We start from the raw sequence: 19248 nt of genomic DNA on the forward strand, positions 1-19248 counted from the left end.
TTCAGCCGCCCTTCCCCCGGACGGCGCGCCGTGGCGCTGCGGCTACCCTGTCGCCATGACGATGCGTGCGGTTGTCCATGTGAATGTGGACGCGATGATCGAGGACCTCAGGACACTCGTCGAGATCGAGTCCCCCTCGCGGGACCTCGGCGCCCTGGGGGTATCGGCCAAAACCGTCGCCGCCGTCATCGAGAACCGCCTCGGCGGCGAGGCCGTCCTGATCGAGAGCGAGACCGGCCCGCACGTCCACTGGTCGGGCGGCGGCGAGCCGAAGGTCCTGATCCTCGGACACCACGACACGGTGTTCCCGCTCGGCACCCTCGAGCGCCGCCCGTTCGCGGTCGAGAACGGTCGCGCGACCGGCCCCGGGGTCTTCGACATGCTCGGCGGACTGGTGCAGGCCGTCCACGGGCTCGCACTGCTCGACGACCTGTCGGGCGTCGAGATCCTGGTGACCGCCGACGAGGAGATCGGCTCCCCCTCCTCCCGCGCCCTCATCGAAGAGCGCGCCCTGGCCTGCGGGGCGGTGCTGGTGTTCGAGGGCGCCGCCGACGGCGGGGCCCTGAAGACCGGCCGCAAGGGCTGCGGCTCGTTCCACGTCTCCGTCGCGGGCCGGGCCTCGCACGCGGGCCTCGAGCCCGAGGCCGGGGTCAACGCCCTGATCGAGGCGGCCCACCTCGTACTGGACATCGCCGCGCTCGGCCGCCCCGAGATCGGCACGACCGTCACCCCGACCGTCGCGTCCGCGGGAGGCGTGGACAACGTCGTGCCCGCCGAGGCGACGGTCACGGCCGACGTACGGGTCGAATCGGCCCGCGAACAGGCGCGCATCGAGTCCGCGTTCGCCGCGCTCGCCCCGCACCTCGAAGACGCGGAGATCTCCGTCCACGGGTCCATCGGCCGGCCCCCGATGCCGGAGTCGGCATCGGCCGATCTCTTCGCCGTGGCCCAGCGGCTGCTCCCCGGCCTCGAAGGCCGCTCGGTCGGCGGCGGCAGCGACGGCAACTTCACGGCGGCGCTGGGGGTGCCGACCCTGGACGGCCTGGGCGCGGTGGGCGGGGGCGCGCACGCCGACCACGAGTACGTGATGGTCGACGCCATGGCCGAGCGGGCGAACCTCGTGGCCGGACTGGTCCGGGCGATCCGCAACACCCAGGGGAACGCGGGCGCGTAGTCCCCGCACCCCGGCCCGTCACCGGAGGGCCACTGCCGGCGAACGGCTTCCGCCGACCGCAAGGGGTGGAGTGGGCCCGGGGAGTAGACAGTGTCTACTCCCGCTGGTAGACACTGTCCATGGAACCGCACAGCCCGCTCCGGGAACGTCTGATCGACGTCGGCGTCGACCTCGTTCTGGCCGAGGGGACCGCCGCCCTCGGCCTGCGTGAGATCGCCCGCCGCGCCGGAGTGTCGCACGGCGCACCCCGCCGCTACTTCCCCACCCACCACTCCCTGCTCTCGGCGATCGCCCGGCGCGGATTCACGGACCTCGGCGGCCGGTTCGCCGCGGCGACCGCGCGCGCCTCCGCGCCGCGCGAGCAGCTGCGGGCGCTCGGGGGCGCGTACGTGGCCTACGCACTGGAGCACCGCGGGATGTTCGAGCTGATGTTCCGCCACGACCTGCTCGACAGCGACGGAGTGCAGGACACCGGGGAGGAGGCCGCCGGACCTCAGCAGCCGAAGCTGCGCGAGTCCACGATCCCGCTCTTCCGCCTCCTGGTCGGGCTCGTCTCCCGCTGCCGGACCGGCGCGGACCCGGAGGTCACCGCCGGCGCCCTGTGGGCCAACCTGCACGGCGTGGCCCAGCTGTGGGCCTGGGGCAGCCTGCCCCTGGTCCTCGAAGCCGGTCACGCCGGCGGCGTCGAACGCCTCGTCGACGCCGCCCTGGACGCCCACCTCGGGCCGGCCCCCGCATGACCCGCGCGAGGCAGCGGATCGCGCTGCTCGTCAGCGTCGGCGGCGCGATGCTCGTCGCCCTCGACGGAACCGTCCTCAGCGTGGCGCAGCCCGGCCTGCGCCACGACCTGGGGGCGAGCGTGGCCCGGGTCCAGTGGACGAGCACCGCCTACCTGCTCTCCGTGGCCGCCTTCCTCGTCCTCGCCGGCCGCCTCGGCGACCGGTACGGGCACACGCGGCTGCTCCTCGTCGGCGTGCTCGGCTTCGCCGCGAGCTCCGCCGGGATCGCGCTCGCGCCCGGGGTCGACTGGGTCATCGCCCTGCGGACCGCCCAGGGGGTGTTCGGTGCCCTGCTGCAACCGGCGACCCTCGCGCTGCTGCGCCTCGCCTACCCGCCCGACCGGCTCGCCACCCCGGTGGCGGTCCGGACCAGCGCCATCGGCGCGGCCGCCGCGGCCGGTCCGCTGCTCGGCGGCGTGCTCGTCGCGCAGGCGGGCTGGCGCTCGGTGTTCGTGCTGAACGTGCCGATCGCCCTCGCGATCGCCGCGCTCGCCCTCGCCGTACGGGTGCCCGCGCCGGACCGGACCGGATCCGAGGGGGCCGCCTCCGACGGCCCCGGACCGGACCGGCCCGCGCTGACCGGCGCGGCGCTGCTGGCCGCCGCCCTCGCCGTACTCGTCCATGCCCTGGCCGGCGTGCCCGCCCACGGCTGGACCGCGCCGCCGACGCTGCTCGGACTCGGCGGGGCCGCCGCCCTCACGGCACTGCTCGTACGGTACGAGCGGCGCGCCGCGCGGCCCCTCGTACCGGCGGCCGTGGCCCGCTCCCGGCCGGTCGCGGCCTCGATGGCACTGCTGCTGGCCGTCTCCGCCGGCATGTTCGGGGCGCTGTTCACGGCGACCTTCCTGCTCCAGGACGTACGGGGGCTCGATCCGCTCGCCACCGGCCTGCTGGTGCTCCCGCTGACCGGCTGCATGGTCGTGGGCGCGCCGCTGGCGGGCCTGGCCCTGCGCCGGTACGGGCCGCGCAGGACCGCGCTGGCCGGTACGGGCCTGGTCGTCCTCGGGGTCGCCGGTCTGGGCGCGGGAGCGGGCCCGGCGGTCATGGCGGCCTTCGCCGTGCTCGGCGCCGGGTTCGCCGCGGTCATGGTCACCGCCACCGGCACGGTGGTCGGGGATGCCCCGGCCGGGTACGCGGGGGTCGTCGGGGGGCTCAAGCAGACGGCGATGAACGTCGGTCCGACCCTGGGCATCGCCGTCGCGGCGGGCGGGGGCGCGGGCTCCGCGACCGCCCCGGCCGCGCTGTTCGCCCTGGCGGCGCTGGCCGCCGTGGGGCTGCTGCCCGCTTCACTGCTGCCGCGCGGCACGCGCCGTACAACTGCGGGCGACGTCGTCGGCGAAGACGCGGGCCAGCGGGGACAGCGACGCCCAGCGGCGGACGGCCCAGCCGACCGGGAGCGGCGGCAGGGCCGGGACCGGGACGAGGCGCAGCGGGCCGTCTGATCCGGGGACCCGCCAGCCGGGCAGGGCCGGCACGACGGCGTGGCCGAGGCCCAGTTCGGCCAGCAGCAGGGCGGTGTCCCAGTCGGCCACGCTGGTGTCGGACCGTACCCGGAGGCCGGATTCCACGAAGGCGGCGTCGAGGTGGGCTCGGGACGCGGAGTTCTCGGGGAGACGGATGTGGCGGACGCCGGTGAGGTCGGCCGGCTCGATGCGGGGCCTGGCGGCGAGAGGGTCTCCGGCACAGACCGCCAGCACCCAGGGCAGCTCCATCACCGGACGCTGCTCGATGCCGCGCACCGGTCGGCCGATGGTGATCCAGGCCAGGTCCAGGTCGTCGGCGGCGAGCGCGTCGAAGCAGCTGCGGCTGGAGTTCTCGGTCTGGAACTCGAGGCTGACCTGCGGGTGGCGGCGCCGGAATGCGACGACGGCCTCGGACATGAAGTGCCGTACGGTCGTCGCGCCCGTGGTGATGCGCACCGATCCGCCGTCCCCGCGGACGAGTTCGTCGAGGCGGCGCAGGGCCCCGTCGAGTCCGGCGATGCCGTCGGCGGCGGCAGCCTGGAGGATGCGCCCGGCCTCGGTCGGGACGACTCCGCGGGCGTGCCGCTCCAGCAGCTCGGTGCCCGTCTGCTTCTCGAGGCGGCGGACGTGCTGGCTGACGGCCGACTGTGTGCGGCCGAGGTCGCGGGCGACGGCGCTGAGACTGCCGGCCCGGCAGACGGCCACGAAGACGCGGAGATCGTCGAGAGTCACGGATCCCACGCTACTCCAAGCCACAGCTTGGGTCTTGATAGGAAATCAGAGGATTGACTTGGGTCTGAGGGTGGACAACGATCATTGCAGGGCCCAGGGCGGCAACCCGTCCGCGCCCGCGCCACGGTCCGGACCCGGCGCGGGCGCGGACGGGTGTCGACCCACCCGACCGCCCACTCACCCGGTTCGCGCACGCGCGCGGGACAAGGATCGAGGGCCATGACGGCACCGACCCCGGCCGAGTACCGGGAGGCGCGCGCCCTCGCGCTGCTGCGCGAACGCGGCGCCGGGCATCTGGACCACCCCGGTGGCACCCTCCTCGCGCATCTGGAACGCGTCCACGCGCGGCTCGGGGCGTGGGGAGCCCGGCCGGCGCTCCGGCTCGCGGGCCTGTGCCACGCGTTCTACGGGACGGACGGCTTCGCCACCGCCCTGCTGCCGGTCGGCCGGCGGGCCGAACTGGCGGCGGTGATCGGGGCCGAGGCAGAGGAGATCGTCTACTTCTACGCCTGTTGTGACCGCGCGGCCTCCTATCCGACGCTCGCCGCCGGGGCCGCCGGGGCCGCCGGGGCCGCCGGGGCCGCCGGGGCCGCCGGGGCCGCCGACAACGAGGCGGTGTCGTCGGTGGCACCGGCGTTCCGCGACCGGTTCACCGGCCGCGTCCACTCCCCCGACCGGCAGTCCCTGCGGGACTTCGCCGAGCTGTCCGCGGCGAACGAGCTGGACCTCGCCCGGATCGACCCGGCGTTCCGGGCGGCCCACGGGCCGGGCCTCCTCTCCCTGTTCACCCGGCTGCGGGGGCTGCTGACCGAGCCGGCCCGGCGGGAGTGCCGGGCCGTGCTCGGCGGCTCGCCGCCCTGACGGCCGGCTTCGTCAGGGCGTGAAGGTCCAGCGTTGCGCGGGGCTGCCGTCACAGGCCGCGCGGGTCAGCCTGGTGCCGTTCGCGGTGCCCGCGCCGGCCGGGGCCAGGCACTGGCCGAGCGTACGGAGACTGCCGTCCGGCCCCGGCTGCCAGCTCTGCCCGGCGGCCGCGCCGCACGTCTGGACGGTGACCGAGGAGGCGCTCGTACCGTCGAGGCAGACCCCGCCCAGGCCGGTGACCCGGCCGTCGGCCGTGAGGCTCCAGCGCTGGTTGGGGCCTCCGTGACAGGTGTACAGAGTGGGTTCGGTGCCGGGGGTGGTGGCGCTGTACGGCAGGTCCGCGCAGCGGGCGGACGCCGCGCTCACGAGGGTGGCGTCGGCCGGGAGCGGGGCGGCCCGCCCGGTCAGGCTGATCTCGGCGACGCTGGTCCAGGGGCCGCGGCCGCCGGCCTCGGTCAGGGCCCTGAGGCGGAGGTAGCGGCCCGTCTTCGGCGCCAGGGCGACCGATGTGGCGGCGGCGGTGTCGGCGAAGGTGCCGGTCGCCACCGGTTGGCCCCAGTCGGTGGTGCTGTCGGAGACGTACACCTCGTAGCCTCCGATCCGGCCGTTGACCCCGCCGTCCTGGCGGGGCAGGTGGCCGAGGCCGTCGAGCGCGTAGCGGGCGCCGAGGTCGATGCTGATCTCGTGCGGCGGGGCGGCCGGGGTGCCCGAGGACCAGGCGGTGTGCCAGAGCGTGGCCGGGTTGCCGTCGAAGGCGTTCTTGGCCGCGCCGTTCTCGGCCGCGCCCTCCTGGCTGTCGGCGGAGACCAGGGTCCACTCCGACTGCGGGACGGGGGCGGAGGTCGCGGGGATCGGGTCGGCCGCCGGGACGGAGGTGCCGGTGACCGTGATGCCGAACGCGCCCGCCTTCGTACCCGACTTGACCCACAGGATGCCGCCGCGGTCGGCGGGGTCGAAGAACCACCCCGACGCGGCCGCGTCGTAGGCGGCCTTGGAGGCCAGGCGGGCGAGGGCGGCGCCGTCGGCGGCGACCGCGCCCGGGGCGGAGGCCACGTGGAGGCTGAACTCATAGCCGCGGGCGGCCGGTTTGCCGGTGTAGCTGCCGGTGGGGGCGCCGACGGAGACGGTGACCGTGCCGGAGCCGGCGGCCGGGGCCGTGACGTCCACCTGCTGGCGGGCGTACGCGCCGGACTGGTGGGCGCGGGTGAGCCCGTCGTCCTCGTACAGGCTGAAGGAGGAGTTGCCGCGGGGGTGGATGTCGTAGGTGAGGGTGGAGACGGGCTTCTCGCCGGTGTGGTTCATCTGCGGCCACATGGGCACGATCGCGCCGCCCTTGACGAACAGCGGCAGGGTGTCGAGCGGCGCCTGGTAGCCGTTCAGCCAGCCCGGTCCCGCGTACGTCTTCCCGCTCCAGTAGTCCGTCCAGGTGCCGGCGGGCAGGTAGATGCCGTCGCGGACGGAGGTGTCGGAGACGACCGGGGCGACGAGGAAGGAATCACCGGCCATGAACTGGCCGCTGGTGAGGTTTCCGCGTGCCACCGGGTCGTTCGGGTACTCCAGGACCAGGGCGCGGGTGCTCGGCACACCGCTCTCGTGCGCGGTGCGGCTCATGGTGTACAGGTAGGGCATCAGCCGCATCTTGAGCTGCAGGTACTTGCGGTTGATCGAGAGGTACGGCTCGGCGAAGCGCCAGGGCTGCTTGTCCTGGTAGCCGGCGGACGGGTTGGTCGCCCCCCAGCCCGACATGGTCATGAAGGCGGGGGTGAAGGCCTTCCACTGGAGGTCGCGGGTGTAGGTCTTGGGGCTGCCCCCGAAGATTCCGTCGACGTCGCCGGAGGCGTAGTTGAGCGCGGACAGGCCCGCTCCGGCGATGGCGGGGACGTGCCAGCGCATGTCGTCCCAGGTGCCGTTCGTGTCGCCGGTCCAGACGACGGCGTTGCGCTGGGTGCCGGCCCAGCCGTCGACCGTCCAGACGTAGCGGCGGGCGTCGGAGTTCTTCTCGATGCCGTCGACGGCCTGCTGGACGCCGGTGAAGGCGCTCTTGTAGCCGCCGCCGATCCAGGCGACGTCCGTCTTCACGCCGCGGGTGCCGGCCGTGCCCACCTCGTCGGCGATGGAGCCGAGGCCCGTGGAGGTCCACAGTCCGGTCTGGAAGCCCTTGGCCTTCAGGGCGTCGACCGTCGATTTGAGGGGCGCGGTGTAGCCGCAGCCGTAACCGTCGTTGGGCAGGAACCAGCCGGAGGGCATGTCGGCGGCGCGGGCGTCGGTGGCGTACCCGACCACGTCGGGGGTGGTCTGGTGGCGCAGGCGGTCGTGGTCGCCCTGGTATGCGGGGTTGGAGGCGTTGAAACAGTCGGCGTTGCCCAGTTCCAGGCCCCACATCGGCGCCATGAACGGCTTGCCGCTCACATCGGTGTAGGCATCGAGCACGGACTTCAGTGAGTCGCCGGTGAAGTACCAGGCGTCGAAGCGCTTCTCGTCATGGGTGAGGGTGGTCGGGGCGTTGAATCCGTACGAGCCGGGGGCCCAGGTGTTGCGCATGACGCCGTAGCCGTTGGTGGACATGTAGAAGGGGGCCGGACTGGCGTTGTCGTTCTCGCGCCACTTGTTGTCGACGGCCACCGGCACGGTCTTGCCGCGCAGCGCCCACTCGCCGAGGCGCAGGCCGGTTCCGTAGAACTGCTCCTCGGCTCCGCGGGCCAGGTACTGGGTGGTCCGGGCGGCCGTCCAGGAGGTGGGCTGGGTCTCCTGCCAGACGAGGGTGGCGTTGTCGGCGCGGTAGACGGAGAACTGCAGGGGCGTCTTGTTGACCCGGATGTTCAGGGCTCCGGTGGTGATGCGGTAGTAGGCGCCCGCGTCGGTGAAGGAGGCGTCGACGGGTCCGAAGTCGGTGGTCGGGGCGAGGTCGGAGCCGGCCGGATCGTTGGTGAAGGTGCCGTCGGGCGAGAGCCAGAGCCGGAAGATGTCGGCGCGGGCGACGACGACGCGGGCCTTGGCGCCGGAGGAGGTGCTGACGGTGAAGGTGTTCCCGGACCGCGTGAGTCCGGTGGCGTTGCCCGCCGTCGCGGGGGCCGGAGCGGCGGCGGCCGGTGAGGTCATCGGCCCGGCGGCGGCCAGTCCGGCGACGGCGAGGGCCCCGGCGAGCAGGGCGGCGAGGGGCGCGCGCTGCCGCTTGGGCTTCTTGCGTATGCGGGCGGGGATACGGCTGTGCGTGCGCCTGGGGATGCGGATGAGTCTCATGGGGCAGCTCCTCGTGCGGTCCGTATTGCGGACACACCGCTTTGGCATGCGCCTGGCAAGATAGCGGCCCACAGAGATCACTTGAAGGATGCTGCTCGAAATCGTCTCCAATCAAGCATCTTTGAGCATCCGTCAGCTGAGCGGGACGACAGCAGCCGGCAGCGGCGCTTCTTCACCGCCACCCGGGCCTCACCGGCGCCCGGCACCCGGCACCCGGCACCCGGCACCCGGCGGGCCTTGTCAGACCCCTGCGCGACGATCGGGGCATGAAGATCACCCGCGACGAGTACGCCGACGCGATCGGTACGGTCATCAGGGCCGGCGCAGCCTCCTACGGATCCGGCCATTCGCCGCTCGACGACGCCTCGTTCGACCTCCTCGTCTCCCTGATACAGGCGTACGAGGAGGGGTACCCGGAGCACACCGACCCGGCCTCGCCGACCGGGAGGGCCACCGGGGGCGCCGCGTTCCTCAGCCGCTGAGCCGCATGGGCGGCATCGGCTGCATGGGCGGCCGAGCCGGTACGGGAGAGCCGGCCGGTACCGGTGGGGTGACGGCCAGGACCGGTGCGGCCTGCGCGGTGTACCGGTCGCCGCAGGGGTCGAAGACCAGCGCCACCGGCCGGCCCGGGCGCTGACGCCAGGAGATCCGCTCCGGTGCGCTCCCGCACACGGGGCAGCGCGGCAGCGGGACCGGCTCCGCCGGGGCCTCGGGGGCGGCCACGAGCCGGGGCACGGTGTGCTGATCGCGCATGGGGGCTCCCTGGTCCGGCGGTGCTGTTCCAGGCACTGTGCCACGGCCGACCCCTCCGGGGCACGGGACGGATCATCCAGTATTCCGGCAGGTCAGGGGTAGGTTCCCGAAGCGGACCCGCCGATCGTCGGCTCACCGTCCCCCTCGCCCGGCGGCGCCCTCGGCGCAGAGACGGACGAAGGCGCCGGCGGGTCGGTGGGAGCGTGCTCCTCCACCGACCCGCCGGCGCCTTCACCTCCGCACGCGGGTCAGGCCGCCTTCGCGACCTCCGGGTGTTCCTGCAGCCAGGTGCGGACGGCCTGCTGCTCCTTGCCCTTGCCCGCCTCCTGGATCTTCGCCTCCAGGCCGGTCAGCTGGGCCTCGGTCAGCTTGAACGAGCGCAGCCAGGAGGCCACTTCCGGCTCGTCCTGCGCGAAGCCCTTGCGGGCCAGGGTGTGGATGCCGTCACCCTTGCCCCAGGCCCCCTTGGGGTCCTCGAGCTTCTTCAGGTCGTACGAGGCGTACGCCCAGTGCGGCGACCAGAGCACGACCGCCACCGGCTCCTGCTTCTCGTAGGCCCGCTTCAGCTCGGCGAGCATGCCGGGGGTCGATCCGTCGACGACCTGGTACTCGCCGTCGAGGCCGTACTCCTTGAGCAGTTTGCCCTTCAGGATCCCCATCGCGCCCGCGCTGGGCTCGATGCCGATGATCCGGCCCTTGAAGCGGTCGCCCTTGCCCTTGAGGTCGGCGAGGGAGGTGACGTCCTTCATGTAGGAGGGGACGGTCAGCTCGATGGAGGTGGGCCCGTACCAGGAGCCCAGGTCGTCCAGCTTGTTGCCGTACTTCTCCCAGTACTGGGCCTGCGTGACCGGCAGCCAGGCGTCGGTCTGGAAGTCGACCTGGCCGCCCGCGAGCCCGGTGAACAGGGCGCCGAGCTCGAGCTGCTTCGCCTCCACCTGGAAGCCGCGGCGCTCCAGGAGCTCCTTCCACAGGTAGGTCGAGGCGATGCCCTCGTCCCAGGGGATGTAGCCGATGCTGATCTTGCGGCCCTTGCCGACGGCGTCGGCCCCGGCGGCGGTCGGCTGTCCGGAGCCGCCGAAGGTGTTCAGGCCGCCCGCGACGAGGGCGAGGACCACGGCGCCGGTGACGGCGTAGGCGGGCTGGGGGCGGTGGTTCCACAGCTTGGCGGCGCCGCTCGCGGCGGCCCGCGCCTTGGCGAGGGTGCGCCGGCCGAGCGGGGAGACCTGGCGGCCGAGCGCACCGGTCATCCGGTCCAGGTACATGGCGAGGATGACGATGGAGATGCCCGCCTCGAAGCCGAGGCCGATGTCCACGTTGCCGATGGCCCGGTAGACGGCCCCGCCGAGCCCGCCGCCGCCGACCATGCCGGCGATGACGACCATGGACAGGCCCAGCATGATGACCTGGTTGATGCCCGCCATGATGGTGGGCAGGGCCAGCGGCAGCTGGACGCGTACGAGCGTGTCGCGCGGGGTGGTCCCGAAGGCGTCGGCGGCTTCGACGAGTTCCGCGTCGACCTGGCGGATGCCGAGCTCGGTCATCCGTACGCCGGGCGGCAGCGCGAAGATGATGGTCGCGATGATGCCGGGTACCACGCCCACGCCGAAGAAGATGATGCCGGGGATCAGGTAGACCATGGCCGGCATGGTCTGCATGAAGTCCAGGACGGGCCGCAGCACGGCGCTGACCCGGTCGGACCGGGAGGCCCAGATGCCGAGCGGGACCGCGATCACCAGGGTGACGAGCGTCGCGACGAGGACCAGGGAGAGCGTGGACATCGCGTCGGCCCACAGGTCGACGGAGTCGACGAGTGCGAAGCCCGCGAAGGCGAGGAGCGCGGCGAGCAGCCCGCGCAGCCACCAGGCGGCGACGGCGAGGATGCCGGCGAAGAGCAGGGGGGCGGGCGCGTCGAGCACGGCGTGGATGCCGTCGTAGAGGCCGGTGACCAGCGCGCTGATGGCGTCGAACAGCCAGGACAGGTGGCGCTGGAGGAAGTCGACTCCGCTGTCGACCCAGGCGCCGAGGTGCAGGCGGGGCATCAGGCGGCCACCTCCGCACAGCGCACCGGGGCGCGCTCTTCGTCGCCGATGAAGGCGACGAGCCGGTCCTGCGGCACGGAGCCCACGACGACTCCGGCGCCGTCGGTGACGGCGACGGCGTGCGGGACGCGCGCGCTGACGGCGCACAGATCGGCGATCGGGGTGTCGGCGGTGACGCTGGGGCAGCCGCATGCGCAGCTTCCGGCGACGGGGTCCGTCATCACGGCGTCGGCCGTGAGCACGCGCGAGCGGTCGACGTCCTGGATGAAGGAGGCGACGTAGTCGTCGGCGGGGCGGGTGAGGATGTCCTCGGCGGTGCCCTGCTGGACGATGCGGCCGTCGCGCATGACGGCGATGCCGTCGCCGAGGCGCATGGCCTCGTTCAGGTCGTGCGTGATGAACACGATGGTCTTCTTGAGCCGCTGCTGCAGCTCCAGCAGCTGGTCCTGCATGTCGCGGCGGATCAGCGGGTCCAGCGCGCTGAAGGACTCGTCCATCAGGAGCAGGTCGGCGTCGGTGGCCAGGGCGCGGGCGAGGCCCACGCGCTGCTGCATGCCGCCGGACAGCTCGTCGGGCCAGGAGGTCTCCCAGCCGGCGAGCCCGCACAGCTCCAGCGCCTCGGCGGCGCGGCGCAGGCGCTCGTCGCGGGCGACGCCCTGCACCTCCAGCCCGTAGGCGGCGTTCTCGAGCACGCTGCGGTGCGGGAAGAGCGCGAAGTGCTGGAAGACCATGCTGATCTTGGTGGAGCGGACGTGGCGCAGCTCACGCCGGGAGAGGGACGTGAGGTCCTGGCCGTCGAAGAGGATGCGCCCCTCGGTGGGCTGGAGCAGTCCGTTCAGCATGCGCAGCAGCGTGGACTTGCCGGACCCCGACAGACCCATGACGACGAAGATCTCGCCGGGCTCGACGCGGAACGTGGCGTCGATCACAGCAGCCGTCGTACCGTCGGCGCGCAGCTCGTCGCGGCCCGTGCCGGATCGGAGCGCGCGGACGGCGGCGGCGGCGTCGCCGGGTCGTCTTCCGAACACCTTGTAGACGTGCTCGGCCTGGAGCGTGGACACATACACCTCGCGGGTCGTACCGGGAACGGCCTGCGCCCGGCCACCGGGGCCGGGCGCGGGCCGTGGAGCGGCACGGGATCCGCCCGCACCCGGGCCGGCCGTGCGACGGCCGGCGGAAGGGTTCGCTCCGGATCCGCGGGTGCCCACGCTCCTGCGGGGTAAACGCCCGGGTGACCCACCTCACGCCGGACATTCCGGTCAGGCGTGGTGCCGGGCGGCCCGCTCCTCGGGGTCCGGGTCCTCCAGCATGGAGGCGCGCAGGTGGGCGAGGATGCGGGTCAGCAGGCGCGAGACCTGCATCTGCGAGATGCCGAGCGCGGCGCCTATCTGCGCCTGGGTGAGCTCCTCGCCGAAGCGCATCCCCAGCATCCGGCGTTCGCGCTCCGAGAGCTGTTCGAGCAGCGGCGCGAGGGTCTGGATGTCCTCGACGCGCTCCAGGGCCGGCTCCTCCTCGCCCATGACGTCGGCGAGGGTGTGGCCGTCGGCCGAGCCGTCGGTGTGCTCCGCGTGCGGGGCGTCCAGGGAGCCGGTGGTGTGGCCGTTGGCGGCCACGAGACCCTCTATGACGTCCTCCTCCGCGAGGCCGAGGTGGCCGGCGAGGTCCGCGACGGTGGGCGAGCGGTCGAGCGTGGCGGTCAGCTGCTCCTTCGCCTTGGCGATGTCGAGGCGGAGCTCCTGGAGGCGGCGCGGGACGCGCACGGCCCAGGAGGTGTCGCGGAAGTGCCGTTTGATCTCGCCTGTGATGTACGGCATGGCGAGGGTGGCGAATTCGTTCTCGCGGGCCGGCTCGAACCGGTCGATCGCCTTGATCAGGCCGATGGTGCCGACCTGGACGATGTCCTCGATGTCGCCCCCGTCACCCCGGCCGCGGAAACGGCGGACGGCGTACTGGACGAGTGAGGCGTTCATCTCTATGAGCGCGTTGCGGACGTACTGGTGTTCCGGCGTGCCCTGGGGCAGTTCACGCAGCCGCCGGAAGAACACCCGTGACAGCTCCCGCGCATCGGCGGGGGCCACCTCCCTGGGTTCCTCGATCCGCGGCAGGTCCGCGATCCGGGCGGCGTGGCTGTCGCGGCGCGGACGGGGGACGACTGCGGCGGTTTCGGAAGTGGAGGACCGGGCAAAGGCGGGCATGGGGTTCGCTCCTTGGGCTTGTCGGCTTGCGGCGCGGGACCTTGACTGCCGTAGATGTTGGTCTGTTTCAGCTTGAACGTCAAGAATTGCCGGAAATGCGGCCGTCCGCTTACACGCGCGCACGCGCGAGACCGGCGGGTTGGGTTCCTCCTCTGCGCACGGCCTTGTGCGGGGCCTCAGGGCGCCCCAGTCTGAGCGCACGACTCACAGGGGGGTTCGACCCGGATGCTCAAGACATGGCATGCATCACACCAATTGCGCAGGTCGCGCGAGTTACACAGGTCACACGGATCGCGGGGATCGCATCAGCTTCAGGGGTGGCACGGATCACGGCAGTTCGGACTGCGGCGGTGCGCGGCCGTCCTCGCGCTCGCAGCGGCGCTCGCCCTCGGCGCCGGCACCGGTGCCTCGGCCGCGAGCCCGCCCGAGGGGGCCGTCCGGTACGCCGGAGCTCCCGGAGCCGTCGCCGACAGCTACCTCGTGCTGTTGAACCCGGCCCGCGCGAGCGCCCGTACGCCACAGGGCCGGTCCGTGGTCGCACGCTTCGGCGGCACGATCCGCCGGACCTACGACGCCGCCCTGAGCGGCTACTCCGTCCGGCTCTCGGAGCGGCAGGCCCGCCGGCTCGCCGCGGACCCCGCCGTCGCCGAGGTCGCGCAGAACCGGAAACTGCGGCTCGACGCCACCCAGCCCGACCCGCCCTCCTGGGGCGTCGACCGCATCGACCGGCGCAGGCTCCCGCTCGACGCGAGCTACGCGTATCCGGACTCGGCCGGGCAGGGCGTGACCGCGTACGTCATCGACACCGGCGTCAACATCAGCCACCAGGACTTCGGCGGGCGCGCCTCGTACGGGTACGACGCCATCGACGACGACTACGAGGCCGAGGACTTGCACGGGCACGGTACGCACGTCGCCGGGACCCTCGCCGGCACGACGTTCGGCGTCGCGAAGAAGGCGAAGGTCGTCTCCGTGCGGGTGCTCGACTGGTCGGGCGAGGGCACCACGGAGCAGGTGGTCGCCGGGATCGACTGGGTCACCCGCAACGCCGTGAAACCCGCGGTGGCCAACATGAGCCTGGGCGGCGACCCCGACGACGTGCTGGACGCCGCCGTCCGGGGCTCCATCGCCTCCGGCATCACCTACGCGGTGGCCGCGGGCAACCAGAGCGCGGACGCCTCCACCCACTCCCCCGCCCGGGTGTCCGCGGCGCTGACCGTCGGGGCGGCCAACGACGGCGACGCGCGCGCCACGTACTCCAACTACGGTCCGCTGGTGGACCTGTTCGCCCCGGGCGACGCGATCACCTCGGCGGTCTTCTGGGGAGACGACTGGAGCACCACCATGTCCGGCACCTCGATGGCTTCCCCGCACGTGGCGGGTGCGGCCGCGCTCTACCTCGCCGACCACCGTACGGCCACGCCCGCCCAGGTCGCGGGCGCCCTGACCGCGGCGGCCACGACCGGCTCGGTGGTCGATGCCGGGCCGGGCTCGCCCGACCGGCTGCTCTACGTGGGGACACAGCCGAACCGGGTGCCCGGGCCGCGCTTCGCGAACACCGCGGACTACCCGGTCGAGGACCTGGTGCCGGTCGAATCTCCGGTGACGGTGAGCGGGGTCGCCGGGCACGCACCCGCGCAGCTGGACGTGGAACTCGACATCAGGCACCCGGATTCCGGCACCCTCCAGGTCGACGTCATCGCGCCCGACGGCACGGTGTACCCGATCAAGGACAGCTACACCGGCTGGGGCAACGCCGACCTCCGCGGGGTGTTCGGGATCGACGCCTCGTCGGAGACGGCAGGCGGCGTGTGGAAGCTGCGGGTGTTCGACGCCTTCGCGGGCTACACCGGCCACATCGACGCATGGGCCCTGCGCTTCTGAGGGTCCGGCACGCGCGGAAGACCCGTGGCGTGTCTTGCGGATCAGGGCGGCCCCGCCGTGATCCGGAAGACGCGGCCTACACCTTCAGGGGGTTGGGGAGGGGGATGTAGCGGGCGGCGGCGCCGTCGGCGCGGGTCCAGCGGAGCAGCAGATTCGTCTTGGCCGGCAGGGACGGGGCCGCGAGGAGCTCCGCGATCTCGGGCAGGCCGTGCTCCGCGTCGTAGCGCAGGAACTCCTCGCGCACCGCGGGCCACAGGGCGGCGGCCGTGCCGGGGTGCGCCTCGGCGAGGGCTCCCGCCACTTCCGTGAGGTGGTTGACCACCAGGCAGTAGACCAGCCGCTGCCAGGCGGCCGCGCGCTCCGTCTCCGGCAGCAGCTTCACCCCCTCCGCGTCCCGGAACAGCGCCTGTACCGGGACGCCCCGCGCGTCGACCGCGACGAGGCTGTTCTGCAGGTGCGCCTCCAGTACGACGCCGTGCCGGGCGAACAAGTCCAGTACGGGCGGCACGACATGACGCAGGTACGCCCGCCACCAGCCGGCCGGATCGGCCGTCGCGGCGAGCGGGCTGCCGGTGAATCCCTCGGCGAGCGCGGCGGACGCGAGCGGCGTGGCCCCCGGCTCCAGCTGTGCGTGCAGCCCGTCGCGGACCAGGACGGCGAGTTCCTCGAAGGCGAAGGACGCGGTCCGGTAACCGCGGTCGCAGAGCCAGACCGCGTTCGAACCGGAGCGCCGCAGCTCGGCGAATCCGGCCTCGACCGCGGCGTCCGTACGGCGGAGCTTCAGCAGGTCGTGCCGCCACAGCCGGCGCACGTCGTTGGTGATCCGGACGTCCAGGCTGAATTTGACGAACAGGTCCGCCGCACCCGGCACGTACACGGTGCGCACCGATGCCGTCGGCCAGACCGGGCGGCGGCCGGGGCCCAGGCGCAGCAGCCGCCCGTCGGCGAAGGCCGTGCGCACGGCCGCCGAGCCGCCGACGAGGTCCAGCTGCCAGGGATGCGCGGGCAGCAGCCGGTATCCCGCCGGCGGGCGCGGTCCGTCGAGCAGCCCGGCCAGCGCGTCCACCGCGTCGGCGGCGCCCGGCCCGCCCTCCTCGGACACCTGGTCCTCGCGCAGCCCGAGGAAGACCAGCGGATGGCGGGCGTACGCCTCCGGCGCGTACGGCAGCCAGCTCGCGGCGGGCGCGCCGCCCCGCGCCTTGGGGGCGGGGTGGTACGGATGTCCCATGACCAGGGACTGCTCGGAGCGGACGTACGGGTCCCCCGGCGGCTCGGCGGCGGCGCGGGCGGCCAGCAGCGCGGCGACGGCCTCACGGCTGTCGGCGATCTCGACCGGCAGCTCGTCGTTCGGGACGCCCGTGTACCGGTGCAGTTCGTCGGCGGTCAGCTTGACCAGCTCGGTGTGGCTCAGCGGACGCCAGCCGTCCGCCGTGCGCAGCTCGGGCCGCAGCGGCCGGCGCCCGCCGGTCACGCGCAGGAGCCGGCCGCTGCCGCGCAGCCGGTGGACCGGCCGGCCGTCGTCCGGTGCGGCGGCGGAACCCTCGGCGGGATCGGCCGCTTCCCGCAGCAGACAGTTCAGCAGGGGGGTGGCGGCGTACGCGTCGGCTGCGGCGTTGAGGTCCACGGATTCCATTCGGTCCATCCCAAGTGCCGGGGTTCGCGGGGCGTACCTCCGGTCGTGATCTTCAGTATCCGCGATGATGACGTGATCATCACGTCATCCGTGAGCCACCCGTGAGAGTCCCGCGAGAGGAACAGGGCCCTGCACCCCAGCATGAACCTCCCCGCCTCCCCGGCCGAAGAGGCCGTGTCCGCCGAACTGGCCGAGGTGCGACCCGCCCTCGGTTCCGCCTACGGCTCCGCGCTCGGCGGCGCCCGGGCCGCCGTGCTGACCCGGCTGTGGCGGGCGCTGGCCTTCGAGCCGCTCCCGTGGGTGGAGAGCCGCAATCACGGACCCGGCGGCCTGACGGTCCGGCTGTCCGGGGGCGGCCGGCTGGAGGGCCCGCCGCCGGACCCGTACGCGACCGACCCGTACGTCGGCGAGGTGCTGCTCGACGGCGTCCCGTACCGGCAGGCCTGGCGGCTCATGGCGGCGCTGGGCGTGCCGCACGGGGAAGCCTTCGCCGCCGAGCTGGACGACAGCACGGCCTCGCTCGCGCTGTCCCGGGCCGGGCGGCCGGCCGCGCCCGAGCCGGCTCCGCAGGCCGCCTGGGAGTGGGAGCAGCGGGTGGTCGACGGCCATCCGTACCACCCCAACTGCCGCTCCCGGCCGGGGTTCTCGGTGGCCGAGCAGCTGGCGTACGCACCGGAGCACCGGCCGCTGGTCGAGCTCGGGCTGGTCGCCGTACGGGCCGAGGAGTGCCTGGTCACGGGCGCCTGGCCGGCCGGGCTGCGCGACGGTGGCGGGCTCCTGCTGCCGGTGCACCCCTGGCAGGCGGAGCACGTCCTGAAACAGACGGGCCGGGGGGCGGCCGGGGTGCTGCGCCCCGGATTCGCGGCGCATCCCCTGATGGCGCTGCGCACCCTCGCCCCCGCGGCGGGCGGCGCGCACGTCAAGACGGCGCTGAGCACCCGGCTGACCTCCTCGGTACGGGACATCTCGGAGTACTCCATCGAGACGGCCGCCGCGGTCTCCGCCTTCGCGCAGGCCCTGTCGGAGCGGCTCGACGGTCAGCTCCACATCACGCGCACCCTGGGCGCCGCGACCGCGCACAGCCCGGACCTCGCGGCGGTGCTGCGCGAGCCTCCCGAGGTGTACGCGGACGCGGCGGCGGGCGAGCGGGTCGTGCCGGTGGCGGCGCTGGGCGGGGCGGCGTTCGCGCGTTCGGCCCGGTGGCGGGCCGGATTCGCCCGTCTCGCGCTCTCGGTGTGCCTGCGGGTCCTGGACCTCGGGGTGGCGCTGGAGGCCCACGGTCAGAACCTGCTCGTCGTGCTGTCGGCGGCGGGGGCTCCGGTGCGGCTGGTCTACCGCGACCTCGCCGACATCCGGATCAGCCCGCAGCGGCTCGCGCGGCACGGCCTGCCGGTGCCGCCGCTCTCGGGGCGGCTGGTCACGGACGACGTGACCGTGCTGCGGCGCAAGCTGTTCGGTTCCCTGCTGACCGGGACCCTGGGGGCCACGGCCGGCTCCGCGGCGGCCTTCGCCGAGATGCTGGCGCAAGCCGCAGCGCTGCCGGCCACCGCGGACACCGGCGCCCTGCTGACGGCGCCGCTGCCGACCAAGGCCCTGACGCTGATGCGGCTGAGCCCCGGAATCCCGGGCGATCAGTGGACGGAGCTGGACAATCCGCTGGCCGGGGCCGACGGGCGGGGGCGGGCGGGATAGTGTCACAGGGCATGAAGGGGACCTCGGACCTGAACTCCGTACGGGCGTCGTACGACGCCGTCGCCGTCGACTACGCCCGCCTGCTCGGCACCGAGTTGGCGGACAAGCCGCTGGACCGGGCCATGCTGGCGGCCTTCGCCGAGTGCGTGCGCGGCGAGGCGGGCGGCGCTGCCCGGGCGGTCGCCGACCTGGGCTGCGGCCCGGGCCGCGTGACGGCCCATCTGGACGGGCTCGGCGTACGGGCCTTCGGCATCGACCTGTCCCCGGCGATGGTCGCGGTGGCCCGGCGGACGTATCCGGGGCTGCGTTTCGAGGTGGGCTCGATGGCGGCGCTGGACGTGGCCGACGGGGTGCTCGGCGGGGTCCTGGCCTGGTACTCGACGGTGCACACGCCTCCTGGTGGGCTCCCCCCGCTGTTCGATGAGTTCGCTCGCGTGCTCGCGCCGGGCGGCCACCTGCTGATCGCGTTCAAGGCGGGCGACGAGAAGCTCCGGCTGGAGCACGCGTACGGGCACCCCGTCGAGCTGGACGTGTACCGCACCCCGCCGGAGCTGATCGCCGGCATGCTCGCCGGGGCGGGCCTGGAGGAGGTGGCCCGCCTGGTACGACAGCCGGCGGGCGGGGAGAAATCCCCGCAGGCCTTCCTCCTGGCCCGCAAGCGCGTCCAGGCCGTGTCCTAGGGAGTGTCCGCAAAGTCCCGCCAGCCCCGCGACGCCCGGCACGCGCTCTCGGCGCACCGGGCGAAATCCCGAGTACGTCCAGTACAAGGGGTTCCGCCCGGCACACCGAGAGCACGCACCGGA

At 73.8% G+C, this 19248-nt stretch carries 15 protein-coding genes and 1 pseudogene; 9 read left to right on the top strand and 7 right to left on the bottom strand.

Translation table 11 applies throughout. From position 1 onward, the window contains the following. Positions 1–55: 55 nt before the first annotated feature. The 3 genes and pseudogenes from ACFY1T_RS26530 to ACFY1T_RS26540 all read left to right on the top strand — a co-directional run. Positions 56–1174 carry a M20 family metallopeptidase gene (locus tag ACFY1T_RS26530; RefSeq protein WP_390790387.1) on the top strand — a complete coding sequence of 373 codons (1119 nt, stop codon included), beginning with the start codon at positions 56–58 and terminating at the stop codon, positions 1172–1174. Positions 1175–1293: 119 nt separating this feature from the next. Then, positions 1294–1914, top strand: coding sequence for a TetR/AcrR family transcriptional regulator (locus tag ACFY1T_RS26535; protein WP_390790388.1), 621 nt, complete (start codon positions 1294–1296; stop codon positions 1912–1914). Further along, positions 1911–3257: pseudogene (locus tag ACFY1T_RS26540) on the top strand (MFS transporter); the annotation flags it as partial. The gene ACFY1T_RS26535 and the pseudogene ACFY1T_RS26540, both read left to right, overlap by 4 nt. Here the strand turns inward: ACFY1T_RS26540 and ACFY1T_RS26545 are convergent. After that, complete coding sequence (locus ACFY1T_RS26545) at positions 3240–4148, bottom strand: LysR family transcriptional regulator (protein WP_390790389.1); 909 nt, start codon at positions 4146–4148, stop codon at positions 3240–3242. The pseudogene ACFY1T_RS26540 and the gene ACFY1T_RS26545 overlap by 18 nt on opposite strands. A 219-nt stretch (positions 4149–4367) precedes the next feature. On the opposite strand from ACFY1T_RS26545, the gene ACFY1T_RS26550 reads away from it, so the two are divergent. Then, a complete protein-coding gene (locus ACFY1T_RS26550) occupies positions 4368–5009 on the top strand; it encodes a DUF6817 domain-containing protein (RefSeq protein WP_390790390.1) in 642 nt (213 codons plus the stop codon). 12 nt (positions 5010–5021) lie between these two features. Here the strand turns inward: ACFY1T_RS26550 and ACFY1T_RS26555 are convergent, their stop codons facing one another. Further along, positions 5022–8249 carry a TIM-barrel domain-containing protein gene (locus ACFY1T_RS26555; protein WP_390790391.1) on the bottom strand — a complete coding sequence of 1076 codons (3228 nt, stop codon included), beginning with the start codon at positions 8247–8249 and terminating at the stop codon, positions 5022–5024. Between the two features lie 266 nt (positions 8250–8515). Here ACFY1T_RS26555 and ACFY1T_RS26560 point away from each other — a divergent pair, with 266 nt between their 5' ends. Further along, positions 8516–8731 (top strand): hypothetical protein, encoded by a 216-nt coding sequence (locus tag ACFY1T_RS26560; RefSeq protein WP_390790392.1) that lies wholly within the window; start codon positions 8516–8518, stop codon positions 8729–8731. Here ACFY1T_RS26560 and ACFY1T_RS26565 read toward each other — a convergent pair. The 4 genes from ACFY1T_RS26565 to ACFY1T_RS26580 all read right to left on the bottom strand — a co-directional run bounded on the left by ACFY1T_RS26565 (position 8721) and on the right by ACFY1T_RS26580 (position 13236). After that, entirely contained in the window at positions 8721–9002 is a 282-nt protein-coding gene (locus ACFY1T_RS26565) for a hypothetical protein (RefSeq protein ID WP_390790393.1), read from the bottom strand. The two genes, ACFY1T_RS26560 and ACFY1T_RS26565, sit on opposite strands and share 11 nt — an antisense overlap. Positions 9003–9250: 248 nt before the next feature. Then, on the bottom strand, positions 9251–11041 hold the full coding sequence (locus ACFY1T_RS26570) for an ABC transporter permease/substrate binding protein (RefSeq protein ID WP_390790394.1): 1791 nt from the start codon (positions 11039–11041) through the stop codon (positions 9251–9253). Next, positions 11041–12102: a glycine betaine/L-proline ABC transporter ATP-binding protein gene (locus ACFY1T_RS26575; RefSeq protein WP_037846263.1), complete on the bottom strand. Its 1062-nt coding sequence runs from the start codon at positions 12100–12102 to the stop codon at positions 11041–11043. The genes ACFY1T_RS26570 and ACFY1T_RS26575 overlap by 1 nt, the downstream gene beginning before the upstream one ends. A gap of 198 nt (positions 12103–12300) precedes the next feature. After that, complete coding sequence (locus ACFY1T_RS26580; protein WP_390790395.1) at positions 12301–13236, bottom strand: SigB/SigF/SigG family RNA polymerase sigma factor; 936 nt, start codon at positions 13234–13236, stop codon at positions 12301–12303. A gap of 54 nt (positions 13237–13290) precedes the next feature. Here ACFY1T_RS26580 and ACFY1T_RS26585 point away from each other — a divergent pair, with 54 nt between their 5' ends. Both ACFY1T_RS26585 and ACFY1T_RS26590 read left to right on the top strand, forming a co-directional pair. Beyond that, on the top strand, positions 13291–13431 hold the full coding sequence (locus ACFY1T_RS26585; protein ID WP_390790396.1) for a DUF6011 domain-containing protein: 141 nt from the start codon (positions 13291–13293) through the stop codon (positions 13429–13431). Between the two features lie 147 nt (positions 13432–13578). Further along, the gene (locus tag ACFY1T_RS26590) at positions 13579–15120 is read left to right on the top strand and encodes a S8 family serine peptidase (protein ID WP_390790506.1); all 1542 of its coding nucleotides are present in this window, start codon (positions 13579–13581) and stop codon (positions 15118–15120) included. Positions 15121–15196: 76 nt separating this feature from the next. Here ACFY1T_RS26590 and ACFY1T_RS26595 read toward each other — a convergent pair whose 3' ends face one another. Next, entirely contained in the window at positions 15197–16762 is a 1566-nt protein-coding gene (locus ACFY1T_RS26595) for an IucA/IucC family protein (protein ID WP_390790397.1), read from the bottom strand. A 132-nt stretch (positions 16763–16894) separates the two neighbouring features. On the opposite strand from ACFY1T_RS26595, the gene ACFY1T_RS26600 reads away from it, so the two are divergent. Together ACFY1T_RS26600 and ACFY1T_RS26605 are read left to right on the top strand one after the other, a co-directional pair. Beyond that, the gene (locus ACFY1T_RS26600; protein ID WP_390790398.1) at positions 16895–18445 is read left to right on the top strand and encodes an IucA/IucC family protein; all 1551 of its coding nucleotides are present in this window, start codon (positions 16895–16897) and stop codon (positions 18443–18445) included. A gap of 11 nt (positions 18446–18456) precedes the next feature. Then, positions 18457–19125 (top strand): class I SAM-dependent DNA methyltransferase, encoded by a 669-nt coding sequence (locus ACFY1T_RS26605; RefSeq protein WP_390790399.1) that lies wholly within the window; start codon positions 18457–18459, stop codon positions 19123–19125. Positions 19126–19248 lie beyond the last annotated feature (123 nt).

It is taken from the genome of Streptomyces sp. NPDC001194, assembly GCF_042896985.1.
Taxonomy (GTDB): Bacteria; Actinomycetota; Actinomycetes; order Streptomycetales; family Streptomycetaceae; genus Streptomyces.